Source organism: Serratia sp. CC22-02, assembly GCF_900182895.1.
In the GTDB taxonomy this organism is placed as follows: Bacteria; Pseudomonadota; Gammaproteobacteria; order Enterobacterales; family Enterobacteriaceae; genus Serratia; species Serratia nevei.
On record NZ_FXUD01000002.1, the window covers coordinates 307265 to 332915 of the forward strand.

Sequence of the window (25651 nt, forward strand, 5' to 3'; positions counted from 1 at the left end):
AAACAACAAAACAGCATATTCAAATGTTGAAAACTGCAAATATCACGGCGGGTAAAAATAATAGGGCCCGACGCGGCATGTGCGGCGTCGGGGAAATAATATGTTCCGTTATTCAGGCGTTGCTGAGGGCTTTTTCTGGCGCGGTGGTTAATTGTTGCAGCGTGCGTTCCGCCAGCAGCGTGAAATATTGCGCCGCCGGGAAAAGAGCCCGTTCATCGGGATTGAAACGCGGATGATGCAGGCCGAACTCGCTGGCGGAGCCGATGCTGACGAATACGCCCGGCACGTGATGCAGATACAGCGCGAAATCTTCGCCCCCCATCTGCAACTCCGCCTCTTCGACCCGGTAGCCGGCCTCGGCGGCGACGGTTTTGCTGAACGCCGCCCAATGCGGGTCATTGATCACCGCCGGCGGCCCCGGTTGCCAGCGCAGTTCGGCCTGCGCACCCAGCGCGGCGGCTATGCCGTCGATCACCTGGCGAATCTTGTCCGGCACCTGGCGGCGCACCGCGTCGCTGTGGGTGCGCACCGTGCCTTCCAGCTCCACGGTTTGCGGCAGCACGTTCCAGGTATTGCCGCCTTCGATGCGCGTTACGCTTACCACCAGCGATTCCAGCGAGCTGAAGCTGCGGCTGGGCAGCGTCTGCAGCGCGCCAACGATCTGGCTGGCGGTGACGATGGTGTCGACGCCCTGTTCCGGTTTGGCGGCGTGCGCGCCCTTGCCCGTGATGAGGATCTGGAAGCGATCGACGTTGGCGTAGAACGGCCCGGCGCGGGTGGCGAAGGTGCCGGTGGGCAGCTCCGGCGCATTATGCAGGCCAAACACCGCGGCGACGTTATCCAGCGCGCCAGCGTCGATCAGGTGCCGGGCACCGTTGAAGGTCTCTTCTGCCGGCTGGAAGAAGAGGCGTACCGTGCCGGGCAGGTCGGCCTCACGCGTTTTCAACAGGTGTGCGGCGCCGAGCATCACCGAGGTATGAAAGTCGTGGCCGCAGGCGTGCATCACGCCGCGGTTTTGCGAGCTGAAGGGCACGTCGGCGATTTCGTCGATCGGGAGGGCGTCAATGTCGCCGCGCAGCGCGATGATCGGCCCCTTGCCGCTGCCGATCTCCGCCACGACGCCGGTTTTCAGCGCCAGCGGCAGCAGGCGAATGCCCGCTTCTTGCAGCCAGCGCGTCAGCCGGGCGGTGGTGGCGAATTCGTGATTGGAAAGCTCCGGGTTTTGGTGCAGCTCACGCCGATAGGCGATGATTTTGTCTGCCAACTGGCTGGTCATAGGCTTGGCTCACAGTGGGAAATAAACCCTAACCCTAGTGCAGCGGCCGCCGAAGCAAAAAGACCATCTGGTTATATTTCATAGCGATTGCGTCTGCACGGGAGCGTCAACGCTGGGGGAAGCGGGCGAGTTTGGGCGTTCGCTCGTTGTTCGCCGGCGGGTGGAGAGGATTGACCTGGCACGGTAACTTATCGCAACCGGTGCAATCAATTTACACCGGACAACACGGATTTTTTCACTCTTTATCGGATTTCTGTGATCGCGGTGGTGGACAAAATCCTGCCTGCTTGCTGTACTGTAATAGACACAGGTTTTGTGTCTTTCATTCACGTTAAAGGTAAGTTTGATGTCTAAGATTAAAGGTAGCGTTAAGTGGTTTAATGAATCCAAAGGCTTCGGTTTCATTACTCCGGAAGATGGTAGCAAGGACGTTTTCGTTCACTTCTCTGCCATCGTTAGCAACGGTTTCAAAACGCTTGCTGAAGGCCAGCGTGTAGAATTTGAAATCACGAACGGTGCCAAAGGCCCATCTGCCGCTAACGTTACTGCTATCTAAGCTGCGTAGCTGAATTTCTTAAAACCCGCTCATTGAGCGGGTTTTTTATTGGGCGCGTTATGCCTCGCTGCGGCGGCCTAACAGGCTGAACAGCAGGATGGCGACGGCGTAGCAGCCGACGATGGTCAGCGCCATCGACAGGCTGGACGTGCCGCCCAGCCCGGTGAGCGGCACGGCGCAGGCACCGAGCGCGAACATGCACACGCCGATTAAGGCCGACGCGCTGCCCGCTTTGTCACCCTGGCTTTGCATGGCCAACGAAGAGGCGGTTGGGCCGACGATGCCGATCACCGCCACCGAAAAGAACAGCGGCACTAGCAACAACACCAGCGGCGCATGCAGCGCGGCGGCCAACAGCAGCAACAGCGACGCGACGGCCGCCAACGTTAACCCGCTCCTCAACACCCGGCGCTCCCCCCAACGCGAACTGAGGCGGCTGGCCAGCTGCGCCGCAATGATCAGCCCGACACCGTTAATGGCGAAACACAGGCTGAACATCTGCGGGCTGAGGCCGTAGATCTGCTGCAAGACGAAAGGCGAGGCGCCGATATAGGCGAACATGCCGGCCATCACGAAGCCCTGCGTCAGGCACAGGCCCATGAAATAGCGTTGGGTCAACAGACTGCCCAGCGACATCAGCATCGCCAGAATGCCGCCCTGGCTGCGGCGCTCGGCCGGCAGGGACTCGCGCAGCTTCAGCGCCGACAGGCTGAACAGCAGCACGGCGATGGCCGCCAGCACGCCGAAGATGCCGCGCCAGTTCATCACCTGCAGCATGACGCCGCCCAGCACCGGCGCGACGATCGGCGCCAGGCCGTTGACCAGCATCAGCAGGGCGAAGAAGCGGGTCAGCTCATGACCGGCATACAGATCGCGGGCAATGGCGCGGGAAATCACCGCACCACCGGCGCCGGCGATGCCCTGCAGCAGGCGGGCGATCAGCAACTGGTCGATGGTGGGCGCCAGCGCGCACCACAGCGAAGCGCCCAGCAGCAGGATCAGCGACAGCAACAGCGGGCGCATGCGGCCCAGTTTGTCGCTGTAAGGACCGAAAATCAGCTGGCCGACGCCCAGGCCGAGCAGCCCGGCGGTCAGGCTGAGCTGCGCGGCGGCGGTAGAGGTATTCAGTTCGCCCGCCATTTCCGGCAGGGCGGGCAGATAGAGATCGGTGCACAGCGGCCCTAGCGCGGCCAACAGGCCAAGCACGACGGCGTACACCAGACGTTGTCTGGCTAAGTGTTTGGTCATGGGAGATTAGAGTTTCCTGAACAGGTGAGAAATGGCCTGCTGATACAGATCGCGCAGCAGGGACGCATCGGCTTTTTGCGTGGTAAGGATGCGGTAACCGGTGCCTTCGCTCATGACGGCGATAAACTCCACCCGCGCGGCGATCTCTTCCGCGCTGAAATGGGGATACAGCCGCTGCAGGTTGTGGCACACGTGGCGAAACAGCCGCGCTTCCGCATCGCTGAGCATTTTGGCCACCACCGGGTTGCGCGTGGCCTCGGCGGTCACTTCAAGCATCAGCATGTGATCGGTTTCGCTCTCGCCCGGCTGCTGAAACAGCGTGCGCGCCGCCAGCGTGCCGGCGATCAGGTTGATGTGATCGCCAAGGTTTTCCAGCCGCTGCATCTTGCTGGCGATGATGCGGTTGACGATTTCCTCGATAATCGCGTCTTTGTTGGCGAAATAGCGATAGATTTGCCCGACGCTGAGCTGCGAGCCCTGGGCGATTTCCGCCATGCTGGCGGCGTGGAAGCCGTGGCGGCGGAAGCTGGTTTTCGCCGCTTCGACGATCTGATCGCGGCGGGCCTGCACCTTGGCCTGTTTACTGTCGTTGGGGGGGAGCATTTGCCCGATCCTTTGCTACGCGTGAGCCGGGTTCACATTTTTGGGTGTGAACGTTCATTCTCAATTGTAGTGCAATCGGCCGGAAAGGCGCAAGATGAACGCGTGCTGTGGGGAAAAGGCGCTTAAGCGAACAGGTAGGATTTGATAAAGGCGGCGACGATCAGCACGCACAGCGCAACGGCAATCGCTTCGGTGGCGGTTTTCGGCAGGCTAAACATAGCGGTTTCTCATCCAGTCAGGAGTACTGGATGAGATTATGCGCATGCAAGATTAAGGAAACATTAAGGGCTTAGCGCCCGTTGACCCACATCACCAGCATGAAAGCCAGCAGCGTCATCGCCAGCGAGCCGGCCAGGTTGAGCAGCATGTTGGCCAGCGCCCAGCCGAAGCGGCCATCCTGCATCAGGTACACCACCTCCAGCGAAAAGGTGGAGAAGGTGGTCAGGCCGCCGCAGAACCCGGTGGTGATCAGTAATTTCCAGGTGGGGTCCAGATGCGTCATGCGGGTGAAAATCGCCATCGCCAGGCCGATGATAAAACCGCCGATCAGATTGACCATCAGCGTACCGAGCGGAATGTGGGCGTTCAGCGGATTCATTTTCATGCTTACCGCCCAGCGCAAAACGCTGCCGACGCCGCCGCCGATAAATACGGCCAGTAAAGAGCTCAACATGGGGCAACTACCTTTCAATCAGAGAAATTCACGGGACTCGGAAAGAGACAGGCGTAACGCTACGCGCCTCTCTCCGAGAGGTTACGTAGACATCATCAGCCTGTGAAGGCGGTTAGGGAGGAATGTCATCTCCAGCGTGCCGCACGGCCTTTTTTGCCGTACCCGGTGGATGTTACACCTAACGCTGCCTATTTTGTAGTATCGACAATCTGCGAGGTCACCCCATGGAAATCAGAACGGCGCGCCTGAGCGATCGCCAGGCTATCGCCGAATTAATGACGGCGTTGGATTATCCCGGCACCGAGGCGTTTCTGCCGCAGCGAATGCGCCAGCTGCTGGCGCATCCGGACGAGGCGCTGCTGGTGGCCCTGGAGGGCGAGCGGGTGCTGGGCGTGCTGTCGCTGCATTTTCTGCCGCAGCTGGCGTTGGCCGGCGACATTGGCCGCATCAGCTATTTTTGCGTCGACGACCGAGCGCGCGGCGCAGGCGTAGGGCGGCGGCTGTTGGCGGAGGGCGAGGCGCTGGCGCGCCGTCGCGGCTGCGATCGGCTTGAAGTCCATTGCCACAGCCGCCGCGAGCGGGCGCATGCGTTTTACCGGCGTGAAGGCTTTGTCGAAGCGCCGAAGTATTTTGCCAAGTTATTAAACCAGTAAGTTAGTCGCCCGTCGACGCCGCCGTTTCCAGGCGGTTGCGGCCATTTTGCTTCGCCCGGTAAAGCGCGCCGTCGGCCGCTTTCAGCCAGTCCAGATAACCGCCCAGCGCGGGGTGGTAGTTGGCGATGCCGGCGCTGATCTGCAGCCGCAGCTGTGGCGCCTCTTTGAAGATAACGGCATCCAACCGCTGCTGGATGCGCCGCAGGACGGTTTCCGCCTGTTCGGCGCTGGTGTTCGGCAGCACCGCGCCAAACTCGTCGCCGCCGTAGCGCCCGACGATATCCACGTTGCGCAAGCCAATCAGCAGCTCTTCCGCCAGCGCCGCCAGGGCCTCATCCCCCAGCGCATGGCCGAAAGTATCGTTGATGGTTTTGAAACGATCGATATCCATCAGGATCAGCGTGGCGTTGTCCTGGTAGCGGCGGCAACTGTCGAACTGACGATGCAGCAGATGCTCCCAATGGCGGCGGTTGTACAAGCCGGTCAGCCCATCGCGGGTGCTGATGCGTTGCAGCTCCTGTTTTTTTTCCGCCAGCCGTTTGGCGGTGCGGTAGGTCACCAGGCCGAGCAGCGTCGGGTAAAGGTAGATCATCGGCAGGCACAGATAGATTTGCAGCGGCGTGCTGTGCGGGTGGAACGGGAAACCGAGCAGCGCGCCGGTCAGCGCCGCCGCGGCCAATTGAATCGCCAACCCTTTGACAAACAGTGCCTTACCGGCCGAAGCGATGTTGTTCATGCTCATCATCGACAGGATGACGATCGCCGGCAGCGCGTTGAACGCCATCATCGCCGCCCAGAAACCGCCGAAGGCGGAGTCGATCAGCAGGTTGCGGATCTCGGCTTTGAACGGATCTTTGGCGCGGCAGGCCAGGCGGTAGGCGAGATGCGGCCAGAGAAAACCGTGAAAGGCCAGCAATAGCCAGACCGCCGTGGGCGGAGCCAAGGGATAGAGTGCGGCGCAAACGCAGATAAAGCCGAGCCCCAGACCGGCGACGCGGGGCAGATAGGTGCGTTTGGCGAAGCTGAGGCCGGATTTTCGGGCATCGAAAATGGGTGGGGCAATATACATCCGGCATCTCCCTGATAAGTATCACGGCAGCGTATCATGCGGGTGATAAACTAAGAATAGTCTGGGATTCACGTCGTGAGGCGGCGTGGCATTCCTGCGACGGATCTCACTCTGTTACATGTTGCGGTTGTGCGAGCGGGGGGAAAGTCGCTAAATATTCGCAGGCAAGGTCAGTTTTTCTCGCTGTTCACGCAGCGCTCTATGATAAGAAGGTGAGTATGGAAGGTATCAGTATTACCAAACTTCTGGTGATTGCGGTATTGGTGATTTTACTGTTCGGCACCAGCAAACTGCGCACGCTCGGTGCCGATCTTGGCGCGGCGCTGAAAGGCTTTAAAAAAGCCGTGGGTGACGACAGCACGCCGCCGGCCGCTGGCAGCAACACCGCCGAGAGCCAGTCCGCTCAGCAGAGCGTCGAGAAGAAAGACGTTTAATCCCGTCTGAGGGCGAGCAATAAAAAACGGATGCCTGGCGGACATCCGTTTTTTGGCGTTTCCGCCGTCTTTAGCGTAACAAACTATTACGCGTTATTTCACTTCCATCCCTTTGGCCTGCAGATCGGCGTGATAAGACGAACGCACGAACGGGCCGCAGGCGGCGTGGGTGAAGCCCATCGCCATCGCTTCTTCTTTCATCTCGTCGAACTCGGCCGGGCTGACGTAGCGCTGCACCGGCAGGTGGTGGCGGCTCGGCTGCAGGTACTGGCCCAGCGTCAGCATGGTCACGCCGTGGCGGCGCAGATCGCGCATCACTTCGACGATTTCCGCGTTGGTTTCGCCCAGGCCGACCATCAGGCCGGATTTGGTCGGGATATCCGGGTGCGCTTCTTTAAAGCGCTCCAGCAGCTTCAGCGACCACTCGTAGTTGGCGCCCGGGCGCACCTGGCGATAAACGCGCGGCACGTTTTCCAGGTTGTGGTTGAACACGTCCGGCGGCGTGGCGGTGAGGATCTCCAGCGCGCGGTCCATACGGCCGCGGAAGTCCGGCACCAGCGTTTCAATCTTGATGTTCGGGCTCTTGGCGCGGATGGCCGAAATGCAGTCGGCAAAGTGTTGAGCTCCGCCGTCGCGCAGATCGTCGCGGTCAACCGAGGTGATCACCACGTAACGCAGCGCCATGTCGGCGATGGTTTGCGCCAGCTTTTCCGGCTCGTTGGCGTCCGGCGCGATCGGGCGGCCGTGGGCCACGTCGCAGAACGGGCAGCGACGGGTGCAGATGGCGCCGAGGATCATAAAGGTAGCGGTACCGTGGTTGAAACACTCGGACAGGTTAGGGCACGAGGCTTCCTCACAGACGGAGTGCAGGCCGTTTTTACGCATGGCGGCTTTGATGCCTTGAATGCGCGTTGAGTCGGCAGGCAGTTTGATCTTCATCCACTCGGGTTTACGCAACAGCTCCTGCCGTTCGGTGACCACCGTTTTTACCGGGATCAGCGCCATTTTGTCAGCATCGCGGTATTTGACGCCGCGTTCCATCTGAATTGGTTTACTCATAATCGTGCAGGTTCCAGTTACGAAGCTCGACCGTCTGGTAGCCGAGTAAATGAACAAATTCCTGTACCAGGATTGGGTGTATGTCTTCAATGCCAACGCCGGGCGCCAGCGCGCTGACCTGCGTCATTTGCATGCCGGCGTAACCGCAAGGGTTGATGCGTTGGAAGGGGCTGAGATCCATCGCCACATTCAGGGCCAGGCCGTGGAATGAGCTGCCTTTGCGGATCCGCAAACCCAACGAACAGATTTTCTGCTCCCCCACGTACACGCCAGGCGCATCGGGACGGGCGCGCGATTCGAGGCGGAAGTGGGCGAGGGTGTTGATAACCGTATCTTCTATCGCCGTAACCAATTGGCGTACGCCGACCTTGCTGCGTTTCAGATCGACCATCACGTACATCACCTGCTGGCCCGGCCCGTGGTAGGTCACCTGGCCGCCGCGATCGCTCTGGACCACCGGGATATCGCCGGGCATCAGCACGTGCTCGGCTTTGCCGGCCTGGCCCTGGGTGAAGACCGGGTGATGCTGCACCAGCCACAGCTCGTCCGGCGTAGTCTCGGTACGACTGTCGGTGAAGTTATGCATGGCTTGGGATACAGGCGCGTAGGGCTGCAACCCCAGCTGACGCAAAATGATCTTGTCTGGTTGCAAAAGAGTCATCGTCAGGTTACAGAAGTGGTAAAGCCATTATACCGGGCGCTCCGGCCTGCGACCAGCCTTTCGCTGACCAAAAATGCGCAACCCGGGAAGACGCTGCGCCATCCCGGGTTGATAAGCAGGGGTTTATGCTGGAATTACAGCACCATGCGAACAATTTCAATGTTGCCCAACTCTTCGTACAGGGTTTCGACCTGCTCAATGTGAGTGGCGTTAATGGTGATGGAAACGGAGTGGTAGTTGCCTTTGCTGCTTGGCTTAACCTGCGGGTTGTAATCGCCCGGTGCATGGCGCTGCACCACTTCAACTACCTGGTCAACCAGCTCAGGCTGCGCCAGGCCCATCACCTTGTAGGTAAACGAGCAAGGGAATTCGAGCAGTTCGTTCAGTTTAGTTTTTTGCATGTGCGTGCGCTCCAGAGTGCTAGCTAATCTATAAATTATAACTCCCGCCGGGGCGGGAGTTAATGTTATTCAGTATATGGGGGCAATTTCGCCCGATTCAACCGTTAACCGAACCAGTGGTGGAACATCAGTTTGATGTAGTCCACGATGCGGCTGAAGAAACCGCCTTCTTTCACTTCGTTCATCACCACCAGCGGACGCTGGTCGATGGTTTTGCCGTCCAGCTGGAAGTTGATGCTGCCGACCACCTGGTTTTTCGCCAGCGGCGCGTGAATTTCAGGGGTGTTCAGCACGTAACTGGCCTTCAGATCTTTCATGCGGCCGCGCGGGATGGTCAGGTAGACGTCTTTGTCCACGCCCAGCTCAACGCGGTCGGCATCGCCGAACCAGACCGGCTCGGAGGCGAACTCTTTACCGACCTTCAGCGGCGCTACGGTTTCGAAGAAGCGGAAGCCCCAGGTCAGCAGTTTCTTGCTCTCGGCTTCGCGGCCTTTGTAAGTGCGGCCGCCCATCACGGCGGAGATCAGACGCATCTGGCCTTCGGTCGCCGAAGCCACCAGGTTGTAACCCGCCGCATCGGTGTGGCCGGTTTTGATGCCGTCGACGTTCAGGCTGTTATCCCACAGCAGACCGTTGCGGTTCATCTGGCGGATGTTGTTGAAGGTGAACTCTTTTTCTTTGTAAATCGCGTACTCTTCCGGCACGTCGCGGATCAGCGCCTGGCCGATCAGCGCCATGTCGCGCGCCGAGCTGTACTGGCCCTGGGCATCCAGGCCGTGTACCGTCTGGAAGTGGGTGTTCTGCAGGCCCAGCTTGCTGACGTAGGTGTTCATCAGGTTAACGAACGCGTCCTGGCTGCCGGCGACGTAGTCGGCCATCGCCACGCAGGCGTCGTTACCGGATTGCAGGTTGATGCCGCGGGTCAGTTTGGAGACCGGCACGCGATCGCCCGGCTTCAGGAACATCAGCGAGGAGCCTTTGAACACCGGGTTGCCGGTCGCCCAAGCGTCCTGACCGACGGTCACCAGATCGTCCTGGCCGATTTTGCCCGCTTTCAGCGCCTGGCCGATGACGTAGCTGGTCATCATTTTGGTCAGACTGGCTGGATCGCGACGCGCGTCGGCGTTCATCTCGGCCAGCACCTTGCCGGAGTTGTAATCAATCAGGATGTACGCTTCCGCATCGATCTGCGGGACACCTGGGATCATGGTTTTGATGTTAACGTCATCGGCATGTGCAACGGAGGCTGCGCTCATTGCGATAACGGTGCCGAGTGCGATGCTTTTGATTAAGCGAAAAGAAGTTACTTGTTTCATGATCGGGACTACAACATCCGTGAAAGTAAAGTTAAAAAACGAGCCACACTATAGCAGATGCGATCCCGGCAGGCATTACCCATTCATCTGACTAATTGCGGTTAGAGAACTTTTAGCTGCAAGAAAATGTTTCAGCTAAATAACCGCTTATCAGCCGCGAATGCCCGCCGGGCTTAACGCTTAGGGTGCAGCAGTAACGAAAGACTGTTGTTGCGCTTCGCTGGCCAGGCGTTGCTGCAGCTGGGCCGCCTGCTGACGGCTGCTGAACGGGCCGAGCTGGACGCGATAAACGTTGCCGTTAGCCGCCACTTTGCCCGGCACGCCAAACTGCTGGCTCAGGCTTTGCTGCCAGCTCTGGGCGCGCTCGGCGCTGCTCAGCGCACCGACCTGCACCACATAGCCGCCGGAGGAAGACGCGGCAGCCATGCCGGCAGCCGCGGCGCCGGCCGCGACCGGTGCGGCCACGGCTTCAGGTTCTGATCCTTCCAGCACGCCGGCCGGTACAGCGCTTGGCGCGCCGAGGAAACCGCTGCGGCCGCCGGTTGCGTTGCCGCCGGCGGCTGGCGCGTTGTTGTCGTCGGTGCGCAGGGTGCTGTTATCGATCGGGCGCACCGCCGCGCCGCTGGCGACCGGCACGTCCTGTTGGATCGGGGTGCCCATGCCGCTGGAGCCGAGATCCGGGCGTGCCGGCAGGGCGTAGCTCTGTTTCGCCACGATGGTGCCGATGGTGCCCGGGCCGCTTAGCGTGCCGTCCGGCGCCACGTTGATGAAATCGACTTTGACCTTGGTGTTGTTGGACAGGTTGAGGCGATCGGCGGCGGCTTTCGACAGATCGATGATGCGGCCCTTGGTGTAAGGCCCGCGATCGTTGACGCGCACCACCAACTGACGGCCGTTGGCCAGGTTGGTGACACGTACATAGCTAGGGATCGGCAAGGTCGGGTGCGCCGCGGTCAGGCCGTTCGGATCGAACTGCTCGCCCAGGGCGGTGGTATTGCCGTTGGCTTCTTCGCCATACCAGGCCGCCAGGCCGGTCTGCGAGAAGTTCTGCGGATCTTTTACGATGCGGTAAGTATCGCCATTAACCTTATAATCCTGCATGTTATTAGGGTTATAGGGTTCATATTGAGGCTCGACGCCACCGATTTCCACCACCGGGCCGTTGTACGGCTGCTGTGGCGCCTGCTGTTCCGTGGTCGGGGCGGTACAGGCGGAGAGCAACACCGCCGCGACGCCGATCCAAAGCCATTCCTTACGCATTACTCACCTCTTATAAACTTTTAGACAGCATTTTCCGATGCGTGTGGATCGACATGATGATGCCGAAACCGGCCATCAACACTATCAGCGCCGAACCCCCGTAACTGACCAGAGGCAAAGGTACGCCAACTACCGGCAAAATGCCACTGACCATACCGATGTTAACAAAGACATAAACGAACAAAATCAGCATCAAGCCGCCGACCATCACGCGGCCGAAGGTGGTTTGCGCCTTGGCGGCGATCATCAGCCCGCGAATGATCACCAGCAGGTAAAGCGCCAGCAGCACCAACACCCCGATCAGCCCCAGCTCTTCGGCCAACACGGCGAAGATAAAGTCGGTATGGCGTTCCGGCAGGAACTCCAGCTGCGACTGGGTGCCGTGCAGCCAGCCCTTGCCGGACAGGCCGCCGGAGCCGATGGCAATCTTCGACTGAATGATGTGGTAGCCGGCGCCGAGCGGGTCGCTTTCCGGATCGAGCAGCATCATCACGCGGTCGCGTTGATAACCGTGCATCAGGAAGAACCACAGCACCGGGATAAAGGCCGCCAGCGCGACGGCGGCGACGGCGATCAGTTTCCAGCTCATGCCCGAAAGGAACAGCACGAACAGGCCGGAGGCGGCGATGAGGATCGAGGTGCCCAGATCCGGCTGCGCGGCCACCAGCAGCGTCGGCAGGAAGATCAGCACCAGGGCGATGGCGGTGTTTTTCAGCGAAGGCGGGCAGACGTCGCGGTTCATAAAGCGCGCTACCATCAGCGGCACGGCGATCTTGGCGATTTCCGACGGCTGGAAGCGCACCACGCCGAGATCCAGCCAGCGCTGCGCGCCTTTACTGATCTGCCCGAAGGCGTCCACCAGGATCAGCAAAATCACGCAGAAGATATACAGATAGGGCGCCCAGCTTTCGTATACGCGCGGCGGGATTTGCGCCATGACGGCCATCACGATCAGCCCCATGACGATCTGCCCGATCTTGCGCTCCATCATGCCGATGTCCTGGCCGCTGGCGCTCCACATCACGAAGGCGCTGTAGACCAGCAGGGCCAGGATCAGCAGCAGGAACGTCGGGTCGATGTGGATTTTGGTCCAGATCGAGCCTTTTTGTTGGCTTTCAGTCATGTTCTACCTTAGTCACCTTCTACGCCAGGCGGCAGTGGGGCCTCGCTTGGCAATTGCGTATTGTTGTCGCCCAGCAGAATATGGTCGAGGATCTGGCGGGTGATGGTGCCCACCGCCGGACCGGCGCCGCCGTTTTCCAGAATGATGGCGACCGACACCGTCGGATTGTTGAACGGCGCGAAGGCGGTCATCAGCTTGTGATCGCGCAGGTGCTCCGCCAGTTTATGGGCGTTGTAAGTTTCGTAGCCGAATACCTGTGCGGTACCCGATTTCGCCGCGGCTTTGTAAGGGGCGTCCGCAAAGTATTTGCGCGCCGTCCCGTTCGGACGGTTGGCCACCCCGTACATGCCGTCTTTGGCGATTTCCCAGAAGCCGGAGTGAATATCGCCGATCTGCGTGTCTTCTTCCTGTTTGAACGGCACCAGCGCGCCGTTGACGCGGGTGCTCTGCAGCAGGTGCGGCGTTTTGACGGTGCCGTCGTTGATCAGGGTGTTCAGCGCCTTGGCCATCTGGATCGGCGTGGCGGTCCAGTAACCCTGGCCGATGCCCACCGGAATGGTGTCGCCCTGATACCACGGCTTTTTATAGCGCTTCAGCTTCCATTCGCGCGTCGGCATCAGGCCGGAGCGCTCTTCGGACAGATCGATGCCGGTGTACTGGCCGTAACCGAATTTGGTCAGCCAGGTCGACAGCCGGTCGATCCCCATGTCATAGGCGACCTGATAGAAATAGGTATCTGCGGACTCTTCCAGCGCCTTGGTGACGTTCAGCCGGCCGTGGCCCCATTTTTTCCAGTCGCGGAAGCGTTTTTCCGAGCCGGGCAGCTGCCACCAGCCGGGATCGAACACCACGGTGTTCTTGGTGATCACCCCGGCGCTGAGCGCCGACACCGCGATGTAAGGCTTCACCGTCGACGCGGGCGGGTAAACCCCCTGCGTGGCGCGGTTGATCAGTGGGCGATTCGGATCGTTCAGCAGCCCCTGATAGTCCTTGCTGGAAATGCCGTCCACGAACAGGTTCGGATCGTAACTCGGGTTGGACACCATCGCCAGAATGGCGCCGGTGCGCGGATCGCTCACCACCACCGCGGCGCGGCTGCCTACCAGCAGCTGCTCGATATAGCGCTGCAGGTTGAGATCGAGCGTCAGGTAGACGTCCTGACCGGCGGAAGGCGGCTGCTCGTGCAATTGGCGGATCACCCGGCCGCGGTTGTTGACCTCGACCTCTTCGTAGCCGGTTTTGCCGTGCAGCGTGTCTTCGTAATAGCGTTCGATGCCCAGCTTGCCAATGTCGTGGGTCGCGGCGTAGTTGGCCAGCTTGCCGTCTTTGTCCAGGCGTTCGACGTCGCGGTCGTTGATTTTCGACACGTAGCCGGTGACGTGGGTGAGGGCGGAGCCGTAAGGGTAGTAGCGGCGCTGGTAGCCTTTCACTTCCACACCGGGGAAGCGGAACTGATTGACCGCAAAGCGGGCGACCTGCACTTCGGTCAGCGCGGTTTTCACCGGAATGGAGACGAAACGGCGCGAACGCTTGCGCTCTTTTTCGAAATTGGTGATGTCGTCGTCGGTCAGGTCTACCACCGTGCGCAACGCCTGCAGCGTGGCTTTGAGATCGTCAACCTTCTCCGGCATCAGCTCCAGCTGATAAATGGTGCGGTTGAGCGCCAGCGGGGTGCCGTTGCGATCGTAGATAATGCCGCGGCTGGGCGCGATAGGCACCAGCTTGATGCGGTTTTCGTTGGAGCGGGTGCGGTAATCCTCGACGCGGACCACTTGCAGATTATACAGGTTGGCGATCAGGATGCCGGACAGCACCAGGATGACCAAGAACGCCACCAGGGCGCGGCGTACAAACAGGGCGGATTCAGCCGTATAGTCGCGAAAAGGGTTACGTTCTATTTTCATCCCGCTGCTTTATTTCACTCTGTCACGGTCACCACCGGCTATTCCCGGTGGTAAGGATGATTTGTAGTAATACTCCAGGCGCGGTAGAGGCTTTCGGCCACCAGGACGCGCACCAAAGGATGCGGCAATGTCAACGGAGAAAGTGACCAGCTCTGCTCGGCAGCGGCTTTGCAGGCGGGCGCCAACCCTTCCGGGCCGCCGATCAGCAAGCTGACGTTACGGCCATCCTGCTTCCAGCGCTCAAGCTGCTGCGCCAGCTGCGGCGTTTCCCACGGCGTGCCTGGGATATCCAGCGTAACGATGCGGTTGCCTTTGCCCACCGCCGCCAGCATCTGTTCGCCTTCTTTGTCCAGAATGCGCTTGATGTCGGCGTTTTTGCCGCGTTTGCCCGCCGGGATCTCGGTCAGCTCAAACGGCATATCTTTGGGAAAGCGGTGCAGGTAATCCATAAAGCCGGTTTGCACCCAGTCTGGCATTTTGGTGCCGACCGCCACCAATTGCAGTTTCACCGCTTAGCTCCAGAGTTTTTCCAGCTCGTACAGGCGACGGCTCTCTTCCTGCATCACGTGCACGATCACTTCGCCCAGATCGACCACGATCCAGTCGGAGGCTTCCTGGCCTTTCATGCCGTACAGCTCCATGCCTGCGGCACGGGATTCCTGCACCACGTGGCTGGCGATCGACATCACGTGGCGAGTCGAGGTGCCGGTGCAGATGATCATGCAATCGGTGATGCTGGATTTGCCCTGGACGTCCAGAGCGATAATGTCTTGGCCTTTCAGGTCATCGATTTTATCGATGACGAAATCTTGGAGCGCTTTACCTTGCAAAGGTTCCCCCTCGGGTGTGTTCTGTTCAGTCGGCTGCGGCGGGCAAAATGCGCGCGCCGCGGCGTAACCGGATAATGGTTTCGGCAGGCTGCCGCTGAAAGCCAGCTAACTGGTGACTGCCCGGCCAGCTAAGGTTTCCGGGGTTTTCAGCGGATACCTGAAAAATAGCGGCGCAGTATATCACGCACCTTTCGCTAGCGATATAAACCCTGCAACTCGATGTAGCGCTGCACCGGGCGTGGCAGCAGGTCGTCGCAGTTGAGGCCCTGATGGCGGCGCTGGCGAATCTCGGTGGCGGAAATTTCCAGCTCCGGCGTATCGGCCAAATAGATATGGCCGTGTGGGCGACGGCTGAGCAGCGCCGGGTCGGCGGTGCGATGGCGTTCCAGCCACTGCTGCAGCTCCGGCGTGTCCATGCGATCGTTATAGCCCGGGCGCGCCAGCACCAGCAGATGGCAGACGTCCAACAGCGCCTGCCAGCGGTGCCACTTATGCAGCGTCAGCAGCGAGTCCTGGCCAATAATAAACGCCAGCGGCTGGGCGGCGCCACGCTCTTTACGAATCGTTTCCAACGTCTCGATGGTGTAGGAGGGAGTTGTGCGGTGCAGTTCGCGATCGTCGACCGCAAACAGCGGGTTGCCGGCGATCGCCAGCTCCACCATCTTCAGGCGCTGCTGCGCATTGGCCTCCGGCTGCGGGCGGTGCGGCGGCACGTGGTTAGGCAGCAGCGTGACGCGATTCAGGCCCACTTCGGCGGCCAACGCTTCCACCGGCCGCAGGTGGCCGTAGTGGATCGGGTCAAAGGTGCCGCCGAACAGCGCGTGCAAAACGGTGGGGTGTTCCGGATTAGTGGGCATCGCTAAAACTCGTGGCCAGGGGTTTGCCGCACAGCAGCATCGACAGGGTTTCCAGTTCCGGCCAGACCGACTGGCCATAGTCCTGCTTGAGGGTCAGCTCGATTTGCGTCAGCAGCTGTACCGCCTGCTGTAGCTGGGGGCCGGACAGGCGTTGCAACGCCTGGGTCACCAGCGGGCGGCGATTCTGCCAGACCTTGTGCTGATCGAACAGCGTGCGCAGCGGCGCGGAAGCCATGCGGCGCTGCAGCGTCAGCAGCAGCAGCAGTTCGCGCTGCAGAGTGCGCAGCAGGATCACCGGCTCCACGTCCTCTTGCTGCAGCTGCTGCAAGATATGCCAGGCGCGCTTGCTTTTGCCGGCCAGCAGGGCATCCAGCCAGTGGAACGGCGTGAAGTGGGCGGCGTCGTTCACCGCCTGTTCGACGCGCGGCAGCGTGAGCTTGCCGTCCGGGTGCAGCAGCGACAGCCGCTCCAGCGCCTGCGACAGCGCCAGCAGGTTGCCTTCGTAGCAGTAGCACAGCAGCTGATTGGCGGCGTCGTCCAGCTCCAGCTTCATCGCCTTGGCGCGCGTGGCGACCCAGCGCGGCAGCTGCGCCTGTTCCGGCGTCTGGCAACTGACGAGGGCACCGTGCGGGCTGAGCGCCTTGAACCAGGCGCTGTTTTCCTGCGCTTTGGTGAGGCGCGGGCCGCGCAGGATCAGCAGAATATCCTCGTGCAGCAGCGTGGCGAGCTTGGTCAGCTGTTCGCCGATCGGCGCCGTCGGGCCGTTTTCCGGGAAGATCAGCAGCAGCGTCTGGCGGCTGGCGAACAGGCTCATCGCCTGGCAGATGCCGAAGATGGCGTCCCAGTCGGTATGGGCGTCAAGGGAAATGCTGTAGTGCTCACTGAACTGCTGCTGTTGCGCGGCCTGCCGGAGCAAATCCTGGCTTTCCTGCAGCAACAGCGGTTCATTGCCGCTCAATAAATAACAAGCGCGCAGCCCCTCTCGGAGCTGCGCGGCAAGTTGTTCCGGATAAATGCGGATCATTGTGCGGTTTGGCTTGCCGCTCGTTCGCCGGCGGCAGCGGCTTTCTGCCGGTTCTCTTCTTCCGCCGCATGCACGGTCAGCAGTTTGCGCACCAGCTGTTGCGCCGCCTGCTCACGCATTTCCTGGCGAATGATATCCTGTTCGGAGTCCTTGGCCAGCGCGGTCAGCGGGTTATCGAAGAAGGAACGGAACACTTTCACCGACAGCGGATACAGGTCATGGCCCGGGATCAGCACTTGCGCCTGCACGGTCAGCACCAGCTGGTACTCGGCGGTTTTACCGTCCTGGAAGATAGAAGCGGTATCCTGGCTTTCCGTTGCGCCGACGATGCGCAGGGAAGGCACGTCTTTACGTTTCGGATCGCTGACGATAGTCACTTCGTTAAGACGCAGCTGCTCACGCACCGCGCGCGTCAACGGGCCGTAAGGATCCGAACTGTCCAGGATCAGCGTTTTCATTTCATTCGGCACCTGCGTGGTGCCACGCAGGTGAAAACCGCAGCCGGCGGTGACCAGCACCGCCAACCCCAGCAACAGCGTCAGAATACGTTGTCGCACAACTCCTCCTTGTGTTAACCCACAACCAGGTTAAGCAGTTTGCCCGGAACGTAGATCACTTTGCGAATCGTGACGCCGTCCAGATATTTAGCCACCAGATGCTCTTCGGCAGCGCGCGCGCGCACCTGCTCTTCGGTCGCATCGGCAGATACGGTGATTTTAGCGCGAACCTTGCCGTTCACCTGCACCACCACCAGCTTGGAGTCTTCGACCATCGCCTGTTCGTCGGCAACCGGCCATGGCGCGGTGTCCACGTCGCCTTCGCCGCCCAGCGCCTGCCACAGGGTGAAGCACACGTGCGGGGTGAACGGGTACAGCATGCGAACCACGGCCAGCAGCGCTTCCTGCAGCAGCGCGCGATCCTGCTCGCTCTCCTGCGGCGCGCGGGCCAGTTTGTTCATCAGCTCCATCACGGCGGCGATCGCGGTGTTGAAGGTCTGACGGCGGCCGATATCGTCGGTTACCTTGGCGATGGTTTTGTGCAGATCGCGGCGCAGCGCTTTCTGATCTTCGTTCAGCGCCGCTACGTCGAGCGGCTGTACCGCGCCTTTTTCCACGTGATCGTAGGCCAGTTTCCACACGCGTTTCAGGAAGCGGTTAGCCCCTTCCACGCCGGATTCCTGCCACTCCAGCGTCATTTCTGCCGGTGAAGCGAACATCATGAACAGACGCACGGTGTCCGCGCCGTATTTTTCCACCATTTCCTGTGGGTCGATGCCGTTGTTCTTCGACTTCGACATTTTGCTCATGCCAGCATAGACCAGTTCACGGCCTTGCGGATCGGTGGCCTTGATGATGCGGCCCTTGTCGTCACGTTCGACGGTGGCGTCAACCGGAGATACCCAGACGCGCTCGCCGCTGTTGCCGGTGTAGTAGAAGGCGTCGGCCAGCACCATGCCCTGACACAGCAGACGCTTGGCCGGCTCGTCGGAATCCACCAGGCCTGCATCGCGCATCAGCTTGTGGAAGAAGCGGAAGTACATCAGGTGCATGATGGCGTGTTCGATACCGCCGATATATTGATCGACCGGCAGCCAGTAGTTGGCGGCGGCCGGATCCAGCATACCCTGATCATACTGCGGGCAGGTGTAGCGCGCGTAGTACCAGGAAGACTCCATAAAGGTGTCGAAGGTGTCGGTTTCACGCAGCGCAGGTTGGCCGTCGACGGTGGTCTTCGCCCACTCAGGATCGGCCTTGATCGGGCTGGTGATGCCGTCCATAACCACGTCTTCCGGCAGGATCACCGGCAGCTGATCTTCCGGCGTCGGCATCACGGTGCCGTCTTCCAGCGTCACCATCGGGATTGGCGCGCCCCAGTAACGCTGACGGGAGACGCCCCAATCGCGCAGGCGGTAGTTGACCTTGCGCTGGCCTACGCCCTTGGCGACCAGTTTGTCGGCGATGGCGTTGAAGCCCGCTTCGTTGTCCAGGCCGTCGAATTCGCCGGAGTTGAACAGCGCGCCTTTGTCGGTCATCGCTTCGGCGCTCACGTCAGGTCGGCTGCCGTCGAGGTTCAGGATCACCGGTTTGATCGGCAAATCGTATTTGGTGGCGAATTCCCAGTCGCGCTGGTCGTGCGCCGGTACCGCCATCACGGCGCCGGTGCCGTATTCCATCAGCACGAAGTTGGCGACCCACACCGGCAGCTTCTCGCCGCTCAACGGGTGGACAACGAACAGGCCGGTCGGCATGCCTTTCTTCTCCATCGTCGCCATTTCGGCTTCGGCAACTTTGGTGTTGCGGCATTCGTCGATGAAGTCGGTCAGCGCCGGGTTATTGCGCGCGCCCTGTTGCGCCAGCGGGTGGCCCGCGGCGACCGCCACGTAGGTAGCGCCCATGAAGGTGTCGGGACGGGTAGTGTAAACCGTCAGCTTCTCTTCGCTGTCCGCCACGTCGAAGGTGATTTCCACGCCTTCGGAGCGGCCAATCCAGTTGCGCTGCATGGTTTTCACCTGCTCTGGCCAGCTTTCAAGCGTGTCCAGATCGTTCAGCAGCTGATCGGCGTAGGCGGTGATTTTGATGAACCACTGCGGGATCTCTTTACGCTCGACCTTGGTGTCGCAGCGCCAGCAGCAGCCGTCGATAACCTGTTCGTTGGCCAGCACGGTCAGATCGTGCGGGCACCAGTTCACCGCCGAGGTCTTCTTGTAGACCAGGCCTTTTTCATACAGCTTGGTGAAGAACCACTGTTCCCAGCGGTAGTATTCCGGCTGGCAGGTGGCGATTTCGCGATCCCAGTCGTAGCCGAAGCCCAGCAGTTTCAGCTGGTTCTTCATGTATTCGATGTTGTCGTAGGTCCACGGGGCTGGTGCGGTGTTGTTTTTCACCGCCGCGCCTTCCGCCGGCAGGCCGAACGCATCCCAGCCGATCGGCTGCAGTACGTTTTTGCCCAGCATGCGCTGATAGCGCGAGATCACGTCGCCGATAGTGTAGTTACGAACGTGGCCCATGTGCAGTCGGCCGGACGGGTAAGGCAGCATGGATAGGCAGTAGTACTTTTCCTTGCTGTCGTCTTCGGTAACTTTGAAAGTCTGCTTCTCTTGCCAGTGAAGCTGTACGTTCGATTCTATGTCTTCTGGACGGTATTGCTCTTGCATGGCGGCCGGTGGTCCTGTAGGTGTAAACCGTTGCCCCGGTCAGAGGCAACGCAATGAACATTTAGTATTCGTAGATCCGCATAGCATAGCTGATAAGACCTCCCGGCAACAACTCCAAGCGCCTGACTCGGCGCATTTAAAAAAAACGCCGCCATGACGCGGCTCACAACCTGCGGATCCCGCGTCTTGCCAAGTGACATCAGTCATTTACGGCTAAAATAAGAACAAGTAGCTTAGGGGTATCCCTACAGCCAAGTCCGGCGCAGCGTTTATCGAGGAGAGTCTATGAACAAGGTTGCTCAGTATTACCGCGAATTGGTGGCATCGCTGACCGAACGCCTGAAAAACGGTGAACGCGATATCGACGAACTGGTGGCCAGCGCGGAGCGGCGGTTGAACGAGGCCGAAGATCTGACCCGCGACGAAGTGCGGCAGGTGACGCAGGCGGTGCGACGCGATCTGGAAGAGTTCGCCCGCAGCTATCAGGAAAGCCGGGATGAGTTTACCGACAGCGTGTTTATGCGGGTGATCAAAGAGAGCCTGTGGCAGGAACTGGCGGATATCACCGACAAAACCCAGCTGGAGTGGCGCGAAGTGTTCAAGGATGTCAGCCACCACGGCGTTTACCACAGCGGTGAAGTGGTGGGGCTGGGCAATCTGGTGTGCGAGCAGTGCCATTACCACCTGGCGTTCTACACGCCGGAGGTGTTGCCGCTCTGCCCGAAATGCGGTCACGACCAGTTCCAGCGCCGGCCGTTTGAACCTTGATGACGTTCCCCGCTGCGGCGGGGAACGCTAAGGCCGGCATTTAACGGAACAGTTTCTTCAGCAGGTTGCTCAGGAAACCGCCGCTGACGGCTGCCGGGGCGGCTTGCGCCTGCGACGGTGCGCTGGCCGCTATGGCAACGCCAGCCGGGATTTTCTGCGCGACCGCGATGCGGCTGTCCTGGGCGGCTTTCTCTGCCGCTTCCGGGCCGTAGGCGAAGCCTTCCGCCAGCACGAACTCAACGTCGGTGATGCCGATAAAGCCCAGGAACAGCTTCACGTACGGCGTGATCAGATCCGTCGGCGTGTCGGCGTGGATGCCGCCGCGGCTGGAGATGACGATCGCTTTCTTGCCCGTCACCAGCCCTTCGGCGCCGGCGGAGGTATAGCGGAACGTCTGGCCGGCGCGGGCGATCAGATCGAAGTAGATCTTCAGCTGTGTCGGGATGTTGAAGTTGTACATTGGGGCGCTGATGATCAGCGTGTCGTGCGACTTCAGTTCGGCAATCAGCTCATCGGACAGCGCCAGGGTGCTTTGCTGGTGCGGCGTCAGCGGCTTGTCGCCGGCGGTAAAACCGGCCATCACTTCGCCATCCAGCTCCGGCAGGGTCGGGTTGGCCAAATCGCGCACGGTGAATGTGTCTTCAGGGTGAGTTTCACGCCATTGTTCAACAAAAAAATCGACTAATTTTCCAGACTGGGAATATTCACCCAGAATGCTTGATTTCAGGACCAGTACGCGGCTCATTGGCTTATCTCCAGGCGAAGTCTAATCGGTAACGATGTCAGTCGGTGTAAACGCATGGTAGAGGCAAGCCAGGAACAGTGATAGCGCAAAAATTCGCTGAGTTAAATCAAAAAACTTGAATGAGGGGCGCGAGCGCGCCCCGATGGGATCAATAACGCGCTACGCGCTCGGCCAGCAGCTCGATAAAGCCTTCGCGGTTGATGCCGGTCAGCACTTCCACGTTGGCCGCGTTGCCGGTTTGCTGGAAATAGTCCACCACCGTCATGCCGACGGTGTATTCCCCTTTGGTTTCCACCCCCACCCAGCGCTCTACGCCGGTAAACAGCTGCGGCGCCAGCAGCCAGGCGATGGTGCAGGGATCGTGCATCGCCGCGCCGGGCAGGCCGCGCGGATGGCTGAGGTACAGCGGCAGGTAAAAATCGAGCATCTCCGCGACCCCTTGCGCGACCGGATTGTCTATCTGGCGAATGCGCTCGATATCCTGCGGCAACACCAGCGCCTGATGGGTGACGTTCAGCCCGGCCATGGTCAGCGGCACGCCGGATTTCAGCACCATTTCGGCGGCTTCGGGGTCGACGAAGATGTTGAACTCCGCGACCGGCGTGGTATTGCCGGCGTTCATGCCGCCGCCCATAAATACGATGCGCTCGATGCGGCTTTTCAGCTCGGCATGTTGGGCCAACAGCAGAGCGATGTTGGTCATTGGGCCAGTCACCACTAGGGTTATCGGCTGCGGGCTGGCGCGCAGCAGGTCGGCGATCAGCTCGACGGCGCCGCGGGGATCGGGCTTGATTGTCGGCGTCGGCAGGTGGGTGTTGCCCATGCCGGTTTTGCCGTGGACATAGTCGGCGATCACCAGTTCGCGCATTAGCGGGCCGCCGGCACCGGCGGCGACCGGTATGTCCTCGCGCTGCATCAGGGTCAACAGACCCAGCGCGTTATGCAGGGTTTTCTCCGGCGTCTGGTTGCCGGCGGAGGTGGTGATGGCTTTGACGTCCAGCTCCGGCGAACGCAGCGCCATAGCCAGCGCGATGGCGTCGTCGAGGCCGGGATCGCAATCGATGATAATAGGGCGGGGCATGTTCTTTCTCCTCTGTTTGTTATCCAGCGAGCATCGGATCAAAACCGGGGAGAAACAAGCGCTTTTAGTGCCGGGCGTTTGCGCGACGGGATAAGGCGTTCAGACACCGCAGAGTTCATGAGCGCTGCGTTTCCATTCTTCCACCTCGGTTGGGTGCAAGAAGGAGTAATAGACGGTAGTGCCGTCGGGCAAGATATTTTGCAGTGCCTGCATGCAGTTGGCCTCGCAGGGGCGCAGCTCGATATACACGTTGGTGATCGGCACCTGCTCCTTATCGGCGTCAAAGCGTTCGATGCGCCTTATCGCCGCAACCAGCGCGGCCATTTCGGCATGTAGCTTGACCCAGTTATGGGTGTAGATATCCGGCGGCATCTCCATTTTCATCTGGCTATTGCCAAAGGCATAGCGAGTGCTGCCGCGCAGCTGGTATTCGATGGTGGCGCAACAGGACTCAGGCCCGAAACCCGGTTTTTCAATCAGTTTCTTCTTGTCTTCCAACGTGCGTCGAACAATCGGATAACCGGATTTGATGCTGTACTCCGCTTGTACCAGTTGAATCATGCCAGCCTCTCTGGTGGGTGAGTTAATCATCAAAGGTAGGACAGCCTGCAGGATCGCGCGTTATTTACGGTCATCGCGACGGGGAGTTTAAGATAAATCCTAACTTTGTTGAGACGGCAATGAGAGGCATTCAGGCGCATGGGTGCCGAAAAACAAGCGCCCCTTGGGGCGCTTGGGTTTAGGGCACTGCGCGATCAGTGCAGGATCTTGGCCAGGAAGTCCTTGGCGCGCTCGGACTCGGGGTTGTTGAAGAAATCGTCTTTGTTGCGGTCTTCGACGATTTTGCCTTCGTCCATAAATATCACCCGATTCGCCACCTTACGGGCAAAGCCCATTTCGTGGGTCACCACCATCATGGTCATGCCTTCGTTCGCCAGTTCGACCATGACGTCCAGCACTTCGTTGATCATTTCCGGATCGAGCGCCGAGGTCGGTTCATCGAACAGCATGGCGATAGGATCCATGCACAGCGCGCGGGCGATGGCGACGCGCTGCTGCTGGCCGCCGGACAGCTGACCGGGGAACTTGTTGGCATGGGCGGAGAGGCCGACGCGCTCCAGCAGCTTCAGGCCCTTCTCGCGCGAGGCGGTCTTGTCGCGCTTGAGCACTTTCACCTGCGCCAGCGTCAGGTTGTCGATGATAGACAGGTGCGGGAACAGCTCGAAGTGTTGGAACACCATGCCGACCTTGGCACGCAGCTGCGCCAGGTTGGTTTTCTTGTCGTTGACCGGCGTGCCGTTCACCAGGATGTCGCCCTGCTGGATCGGCTCGAGGCCGTTGACGGTTTTGATCAGGGTGGACTTGCCGGAACCTGAAGGACCGCAGACGACGACCACTTCGCCTTTTTTCACTTCGGTGGTGCAATCGGTCAACACCTGAAAGTGACCGTACCACTTAGAAACATTTTTCAGGGATATCATCAAACAGTCCTTTTCTTCAAATAGCTTACCAGCGCCGAGGCGGCGAGGCTGATAACAAAATAGACAAAGCCGGCGAACAGGATCATTTCAACCTGGGTGCCGTCGCGTTCGCCGATGGTCGACGCGGTGCGGAAGAAGTCGGCCAGGCTCAGTACGTAAACCAGCGAGGTATCCTGGAACAGTACGATGCCCTGGGTCAGCAGCAGCGGCACCATGGCGCGAAACGCCTGCGGCAGGATCACCAGCCGCATGGATTGCCAATGGGTCATGCCCAGCGCCAGCGCGGCGGAGGATTGGCCGCGCGAGATGCTGATAATGCCGGCGCGGATGATTTCCGAGTAATAGGCCGCTTCAAACAGGGAAAAGGCTACCATAGCCGAGATCAGGCGAATATCGGTTTTCGGCGATAACCCTAGAACCTGTTGTAATAAGCTTGGAACCACCAGATAGAACCACAGCAGCACCATCACCAGCGGCACCGAGCGGAACAGGTTGACGTACAGGGTGGCGAACCAGCTGATCGGTTTGAACGGCGACAAACGCATCACCGCCAGCACGGTACCCCACAGAATGCCGACCACGATGGCGGTCACGGTGATCTTCAGCGTGATCACCATGCCCTGCAGCAAATAAGGGAAGCTTGGGACGATCGACGCCCAGTCAAATTCGTACATTATTTACTCCCCAGGTTGCCAGGCAACTGCACTTTCTTTTCGACCAGACGCATAAACAGCATGATAACGGCGTTGATGCCGATATAAGCCAGCGTGATGGCGGTAAAGGATTCATAGGCGTGTGCGGAGTAATCCAACAGCTTGCCGGCCTGCGCGGCCATGTCCACCAGCCCGATGGTGGAGGCGATGGCGGAGTTTTTGACCAGGTTGAGCATTTCCGAGGTCATCGGCGGCACGATCACCCGGTAGGCGTTCGGCAGCAGCACGTAGCGGTAGGTTTGCGGCAGCGTCAGGCCCATCGCCAGCCCGGCGGCTTTCTGGCCGCGCGGCAGGGACTGAATGGCGGCGCGCACCTGCTCGCATACGCGGGCGGCGGTAAACAGCCCCAGGCAGAGCATGGAGGAGACGAAGAACTGCACGTTGGGATCCAGCTCGCTTTTAAACCAGGTGCCGATATTGGCCGGCAACAGCTCGGGGATCACCAGATACCAGGTAAAGAATTGCACGATCAGCGGCACGTTGCGGAACAGTTCGACGTAACAGGTGCCGAGGGCGGAAAGAAAGCGGTTGGGCACGGTACGCAAGATACCGAACAGCGAACCGACGAAGAAAGCGATAATCCATGCACAGACGGAGAGGGCCACCGTGACCTGAAAGCCGGACCAAATCCAGCCGAGGTAAGTGGTGTTCCCAAACGGGGCCTGCTGCAGGAAGATACCCCAGTTCCAATCTATTGACATAACAAACTCCGGTAAACGGGCGCAGGGCGCCGAAGATTGATGACTTGATGAGCGCCGATCG

28 protein-coding genes and 1 riboswitch are annotated in these 25651 nt (G+C 60.1%); of the genes, 4 read left to right on the top strand and 24 right to left on the bottom strand.

Features of this window, described 5'->3' with window-relative positions:
* Positions 1-112 precede the first annotated feature (112 nt).
* Positions 113-1276 carry a M20 peptidase aminoacylase family protein gene (locus tag QOL81_RS08250; RefSeq protein WP_060423547.1) on the bottom strand — a complete coding sequence of 388 codons (1164 nt, stop codon included), beginning with the start codon at positions 1274-1276 and terminating at the stop codon, positions 113-115.
* Between the two features lie 346 nt (positions 1277-1622).
* On the opposite strand from QOL81_RS08250, the gene cspE reads away from it, so the two are divergent.
* Complete coding sequence (gene cspE / locus QOL81_RS08255; protein WP_004940030.1) at positions 1623-1832, top strand: transcription antiterminator/RNA stability regulator CspE; 210 nt, start codon at positions 1623-1625, stop codon at positions 1830-1832.
* 57 nt (positions 1833-1889) lie between these two features.
* Here cspE and QOL81_RS08260 read toward each other — a convergent pair whose 3' ends face one another.
* The 3 genes from QOL81_RS08260 to crcB form a co-directional block, all read right to left on the bottom strand.
* On the bottom strand, positions 1890-3080 hold the full coding sequence (locus QOL81_RS08260) for a multidrug effflux MFS transporter (protein WP_060423550.1): 1191 nt from the start codon (positions 3078-3080) through the stop codon (positions 1890-1892).
* Positions 3081-3086: 6 nt separating this feature from the next.
* Positions 3087-3683 carry a TetR/AcrR family transcriptional regulator gene (locus tag QOL81_RS08265; RefSeq protein WP_060423553.1) on the bottom strand — a complete coding sequence of 199 codons (597 nt, stop codon included), beginning with the start codon at positions 3681-3683 and terminating at the stop codon, positions 3087-3089.
* 289 nt (positions 3684-3972) lie between these two features.
* Entirely contained in the window at positions 3973-4356 is a 384-nt protein-coding gene (crcB, locus tag QOL81_RS08270) for a fluoride efflux transporter CrcB (protein ID WP_004940022.1), read from the bottom strand.
* 79 nt (positions 4357-4435) lie between these two features.
* Positions 4436-4498: riboswitch (Fluoride riboswitch) on the bottom strand.
* An 82-nt stretch (positions 4499-4580) separates the two neighbouring features.
* Here crcB and QOL81_RS08275 point away from each other — a divergent pair.
* The gene (locus tag QOL81_RS08275; protein ID WP_169318112.1) at positions 4581-5009 is read left to right on the top strand and encodes a GNAT family N-acetyltransferase; all 429 of its coding nucleotides are present in this window, start codon (positions 4581-4583) and stop codon (positions 5007-5009) included.
* Between the two features lies 1 nt (position 5010).
* Here QOL81_RS08275 and QOL81_RS08280 read toward each other — a convergent pair whose 3' ends face one another.
* Positions 5011-6078, bottom strand: a complete 1068-nt coding sequence (locus QOL81_RS08280) for a diguanylate cyclase (protein ID WP_087763317.1) — start codon at positions 6076-6078, stop codon at positions 5011-5013.
* Between the two features lie 218 nt (positions 6079-6296).
* Here QOL81_RS08280 and tatA point away from each other — a divergent pair, with 218 nt between their 5' ends.
* A complete protein-coding gene (tatA, locus tag QOL81_RS08285; protein WP_038877431.1) occupies positions 6297-6512 on the top strand; it encodes a Sec-independent protein translocase subunit TatA in 216 nt (71 codons plus the stop codon).
* Between the two features lie 93 nt (positions 6513-6605).
* On the opposite strand, the gene lipA is transcribed toward tatA, so the two are convergent.
* The 13 genes from lipA to leuS all read right to left on the bottom strand — a co-directional run bounded on the left by lipA (position 6606) and on the right by leuS (position 20101).
* Positions 6606-7571, bottom strand: a complete 966-nt coding sequence (lipA, locus tag QOL81_RS08290; RefSeq protein WP_025301835.1) for a lipoyl synthase — start codon at positions 7569-7571, stop codon at positions 6606-6608.
* On the bottom strand, positions 7564-8232 hold the full coding sequence (gene lipB / locus QOL81_RS08295; RefSeq protein ID WP_049273643.1) for a lipoyl(octanoyl) transferase LipB: 669 nt from the start codon (positions 8230-8232) through the stop codon (positions 7564-7566). The genes lipA and lipB overlap by 8 nt, the downstream gene beginning before the upstream one ends.
* 134 nt (positions 8233-8366) lie before the next feature.
* Positions 8367-8633 (bottom strand): DUF493 family protein YbeD, encoded by a 267-nt coding sequence (gene ybeD, locus QOL81_RS08300; protein ID WP_004940012.1) that lies wholly within the window; start codon positions 8631-8633, stop codon positions 8367-8369.
* Positions 8634-8737: 104 nt separating this feature from the next.
* Positions 8738-9949 (bottom strand): D-alanyl-D-alanine carboxypeptidase DacA, encoded by a 1212-nt coding sequence (gene dacA / locus QOL81_RS08305; protein WP_004940010.1) that lies wholly within the window; start codon positions 9947-9949, stop codon positions 8738-8740.
* 180 nt (positions 9950-10129) lie between these two features.
* Positions 10130-11209: an endolytic peptidoglycan transglycosylase RlpA gene (gene rlpA, locus QOL81_RS08310; protein WP_060423563.1), complete on the bottom strand. Its 1080-nt coding sequence runs from the start codon at positions 11207-11209 to the stop codon at positions 10130-10132.
* 10 nt (positions 11210-11219) lie between these two features.
* On the bottom strand, positions 11220-12332 hold the full coding sequence (mrdB, locus tag QOL81_RS08315) for a peptidoglycan glycosyltransferase MrdB (RefSeq protein WP_004940006.1): 1113 nt from the start codon (positions 12330-12332) through the stop codon (positions 11220-11222).
* Between the two features lie 8 nt (positions 12333-12340).
* The gene (gene mrdA / locus QOL81_RS08320) at positions 12341-14236 is read right to left on the bottom strand and encodes a peptidoglycan DD-transpeptidase MrdA (protein WP_060423566.1); all 1896 of its coding nucleotides are present in this window, start codon (positions 14234-14236) and stop codon (positions 12341-12343) included.
* 38 nt (positions 14237-14274) lie between these two features.
* The gene (rlmH, locus tag QOL81_RS08325; RefSeq protein WP_004940002.1) at positions 14275-14745 is read right to left on the bottom strand and encodes a 23S rRNA (pseudouridine(1915)-N(3))-methyltransferase RlmH; all 471 of its coding nucleotides are present in this window, start codon (positions 14743-14745) and stop codon (positions 14275-14277) included.
* A gap of 3 nt (positions 14746-14748) precedes the next feature.
* On the bottom strand, positions 14749-15066 hold the full coding sequence (gene rsfS, locus QOL81_RS08330) for a ribosome silencing factor (protein WP_016928774.1): 318 nt from the start codon (positions 15064-15066) through the stop codon (positions 14749-14751).
* Positions 15067-15260: 194 nt separating this feature from the next.
* Positions 15261-15923, bottom strand: a complete 663-nt coding sequence (gene nadD, locus QOL81_RS08335) for a nicotinate-nucleotide adenylyltransferase (protein ID WP_015376938.1) — start codon at positions 15921-15923, stop codon at positions 15261-15263.
* Positions 15913-16947, bottom strand: a complete 1035-nt coding sequence (gene holA, locus QOL81_RS08340) for a DNA polymerase III subunit delta (protein ID WP_055316089.1) — start codon at positions 16945-16947, stop codon at positions 15913-15915. The genes nadD and holA overlap by 11 nt, the downstream gene beginning before the upstream one ends.
* Positions 16944-17504 (bottom strand): LPS assembly lipoprotein LptE, encoded by a 561-nt coding sequence (gene lptE / locus QOL81_RS08345; RefSeq protein WP_060423573.1) that lies wholly within the window; start codon positions 17502-17504, stop codon positions 16944-16946. Before lptE ends, holA begins: the two co-directional genes overlap by 4 nt.
* 14 nt (positions 17505-17518) lie before the next feature.
* Complete coding sequence (leuS, locus tag QOL81_RS08350; RefSeq protein ID WP_038877455.1) at positions 17519-20101, bottom strand: leucine--tRNA ligase; 2583 nt, start codon at positions 20099-20101, stop codon at positions 17519-17521.
* Positions 20102-20386: 285 nt separating this feature from the next.
* Here leuS and QOL81_RS08355 point away from each other — a divergent pair, with 285 nt between their 5' ends.
* Positions 20387-20869: a zinc ribbon-containing protein gene (locus QOL81_RS08355; RefSeq protein WP_025301844.1), complete on the top strand. Its 483-nt coding sequence runs from the start codon at positions 20387-20389 to the stop codon at positions 20867-20869.
* Between the two features lie 40 nt (positions 20870-20909).
* Here the strand turns inward: QOL81_RS08355 and QOL81_RS08360 are convergent, their stop codons facing one another.
* From QOL81_RS08360 to QOL81_RS08385, 6 genes are all read right to left on the bottom strand, one after another.
* On the bottom strand, positions 20910-21614 hold the full coding sequence (locus tag QOL81_RS08360) for an FMN-dependent NADH-azoreductase (RefSeq protein ID WP_283439774.1): 705 nt from the start codon (positions 21612-21614) through the stop codon (positions 20910-20912).
* Between the two features lie 148 nt (positions 21615-21762).
* Positions 21763-22695, bottom strand: a complete 933-nt coding sequence (gene rihA, locus QOL81_RS08365; RefSeq protein ID WP_060423580.1) for a pyrimidine-specific ribonucleoside hydrolase RihA — start codon at positions 22693-22695, stop codon at positions 21763-21765.
* Positions 22696-22794: 99 nt separating this feature from the next.
* Complete coding sequence (locus QOL81_RS08370; RefSeq protein ID WP_060423582.1) at positions 22795-23256, bottom strand: hypothetical protein; 462 nt, start codon at positions 23254-23256, stop codon at positions 22795-22797.
* 194 nt (positions 23257-23450) lie between these two features.
* On the bottom strand, positions 23451-24176 hold the full coding sequence (locus QOL81_RS08375) for an amino acid ABC transporter ATP-binding protein (protein ID WP_019454076.1): 726 nt from the start codon (positions 24174-24176) through the stop codon (positions 23451-23453).
* The gene (gene gltK, locus QOL81_RS08380; RefSeq protein ID WP_004939982.1) at positions 24176-24850 is read right to left on the bottom strand and encodes a glutamate/aspartate ABC transporter permease GltK; all 675 of its coding nucleotides are present in this window, start codon (positions 24848-24850) and stop codon (positions 24176-24178) included. The genes QOL81_RS08375 and gltK overlap by 1 nt, the downstream gene beginning before the upstream one ends.
* Positions 24850-25590: an amino acid ABC transporter permease gene (locus tag QOL81_RS08385; protein ID WP_019454074.1), complete on the bottom strand. Its 741-nt coding sequence runs from the start codon at positions 25588-25590 to the stop codon at positions 24850-24852. Before QOL81_RS08385 ends, gltK begins: the two co-directional genes overlap by 1 nt.
* Positions 25591-25651: the final 61 nt, after the last annotated feature.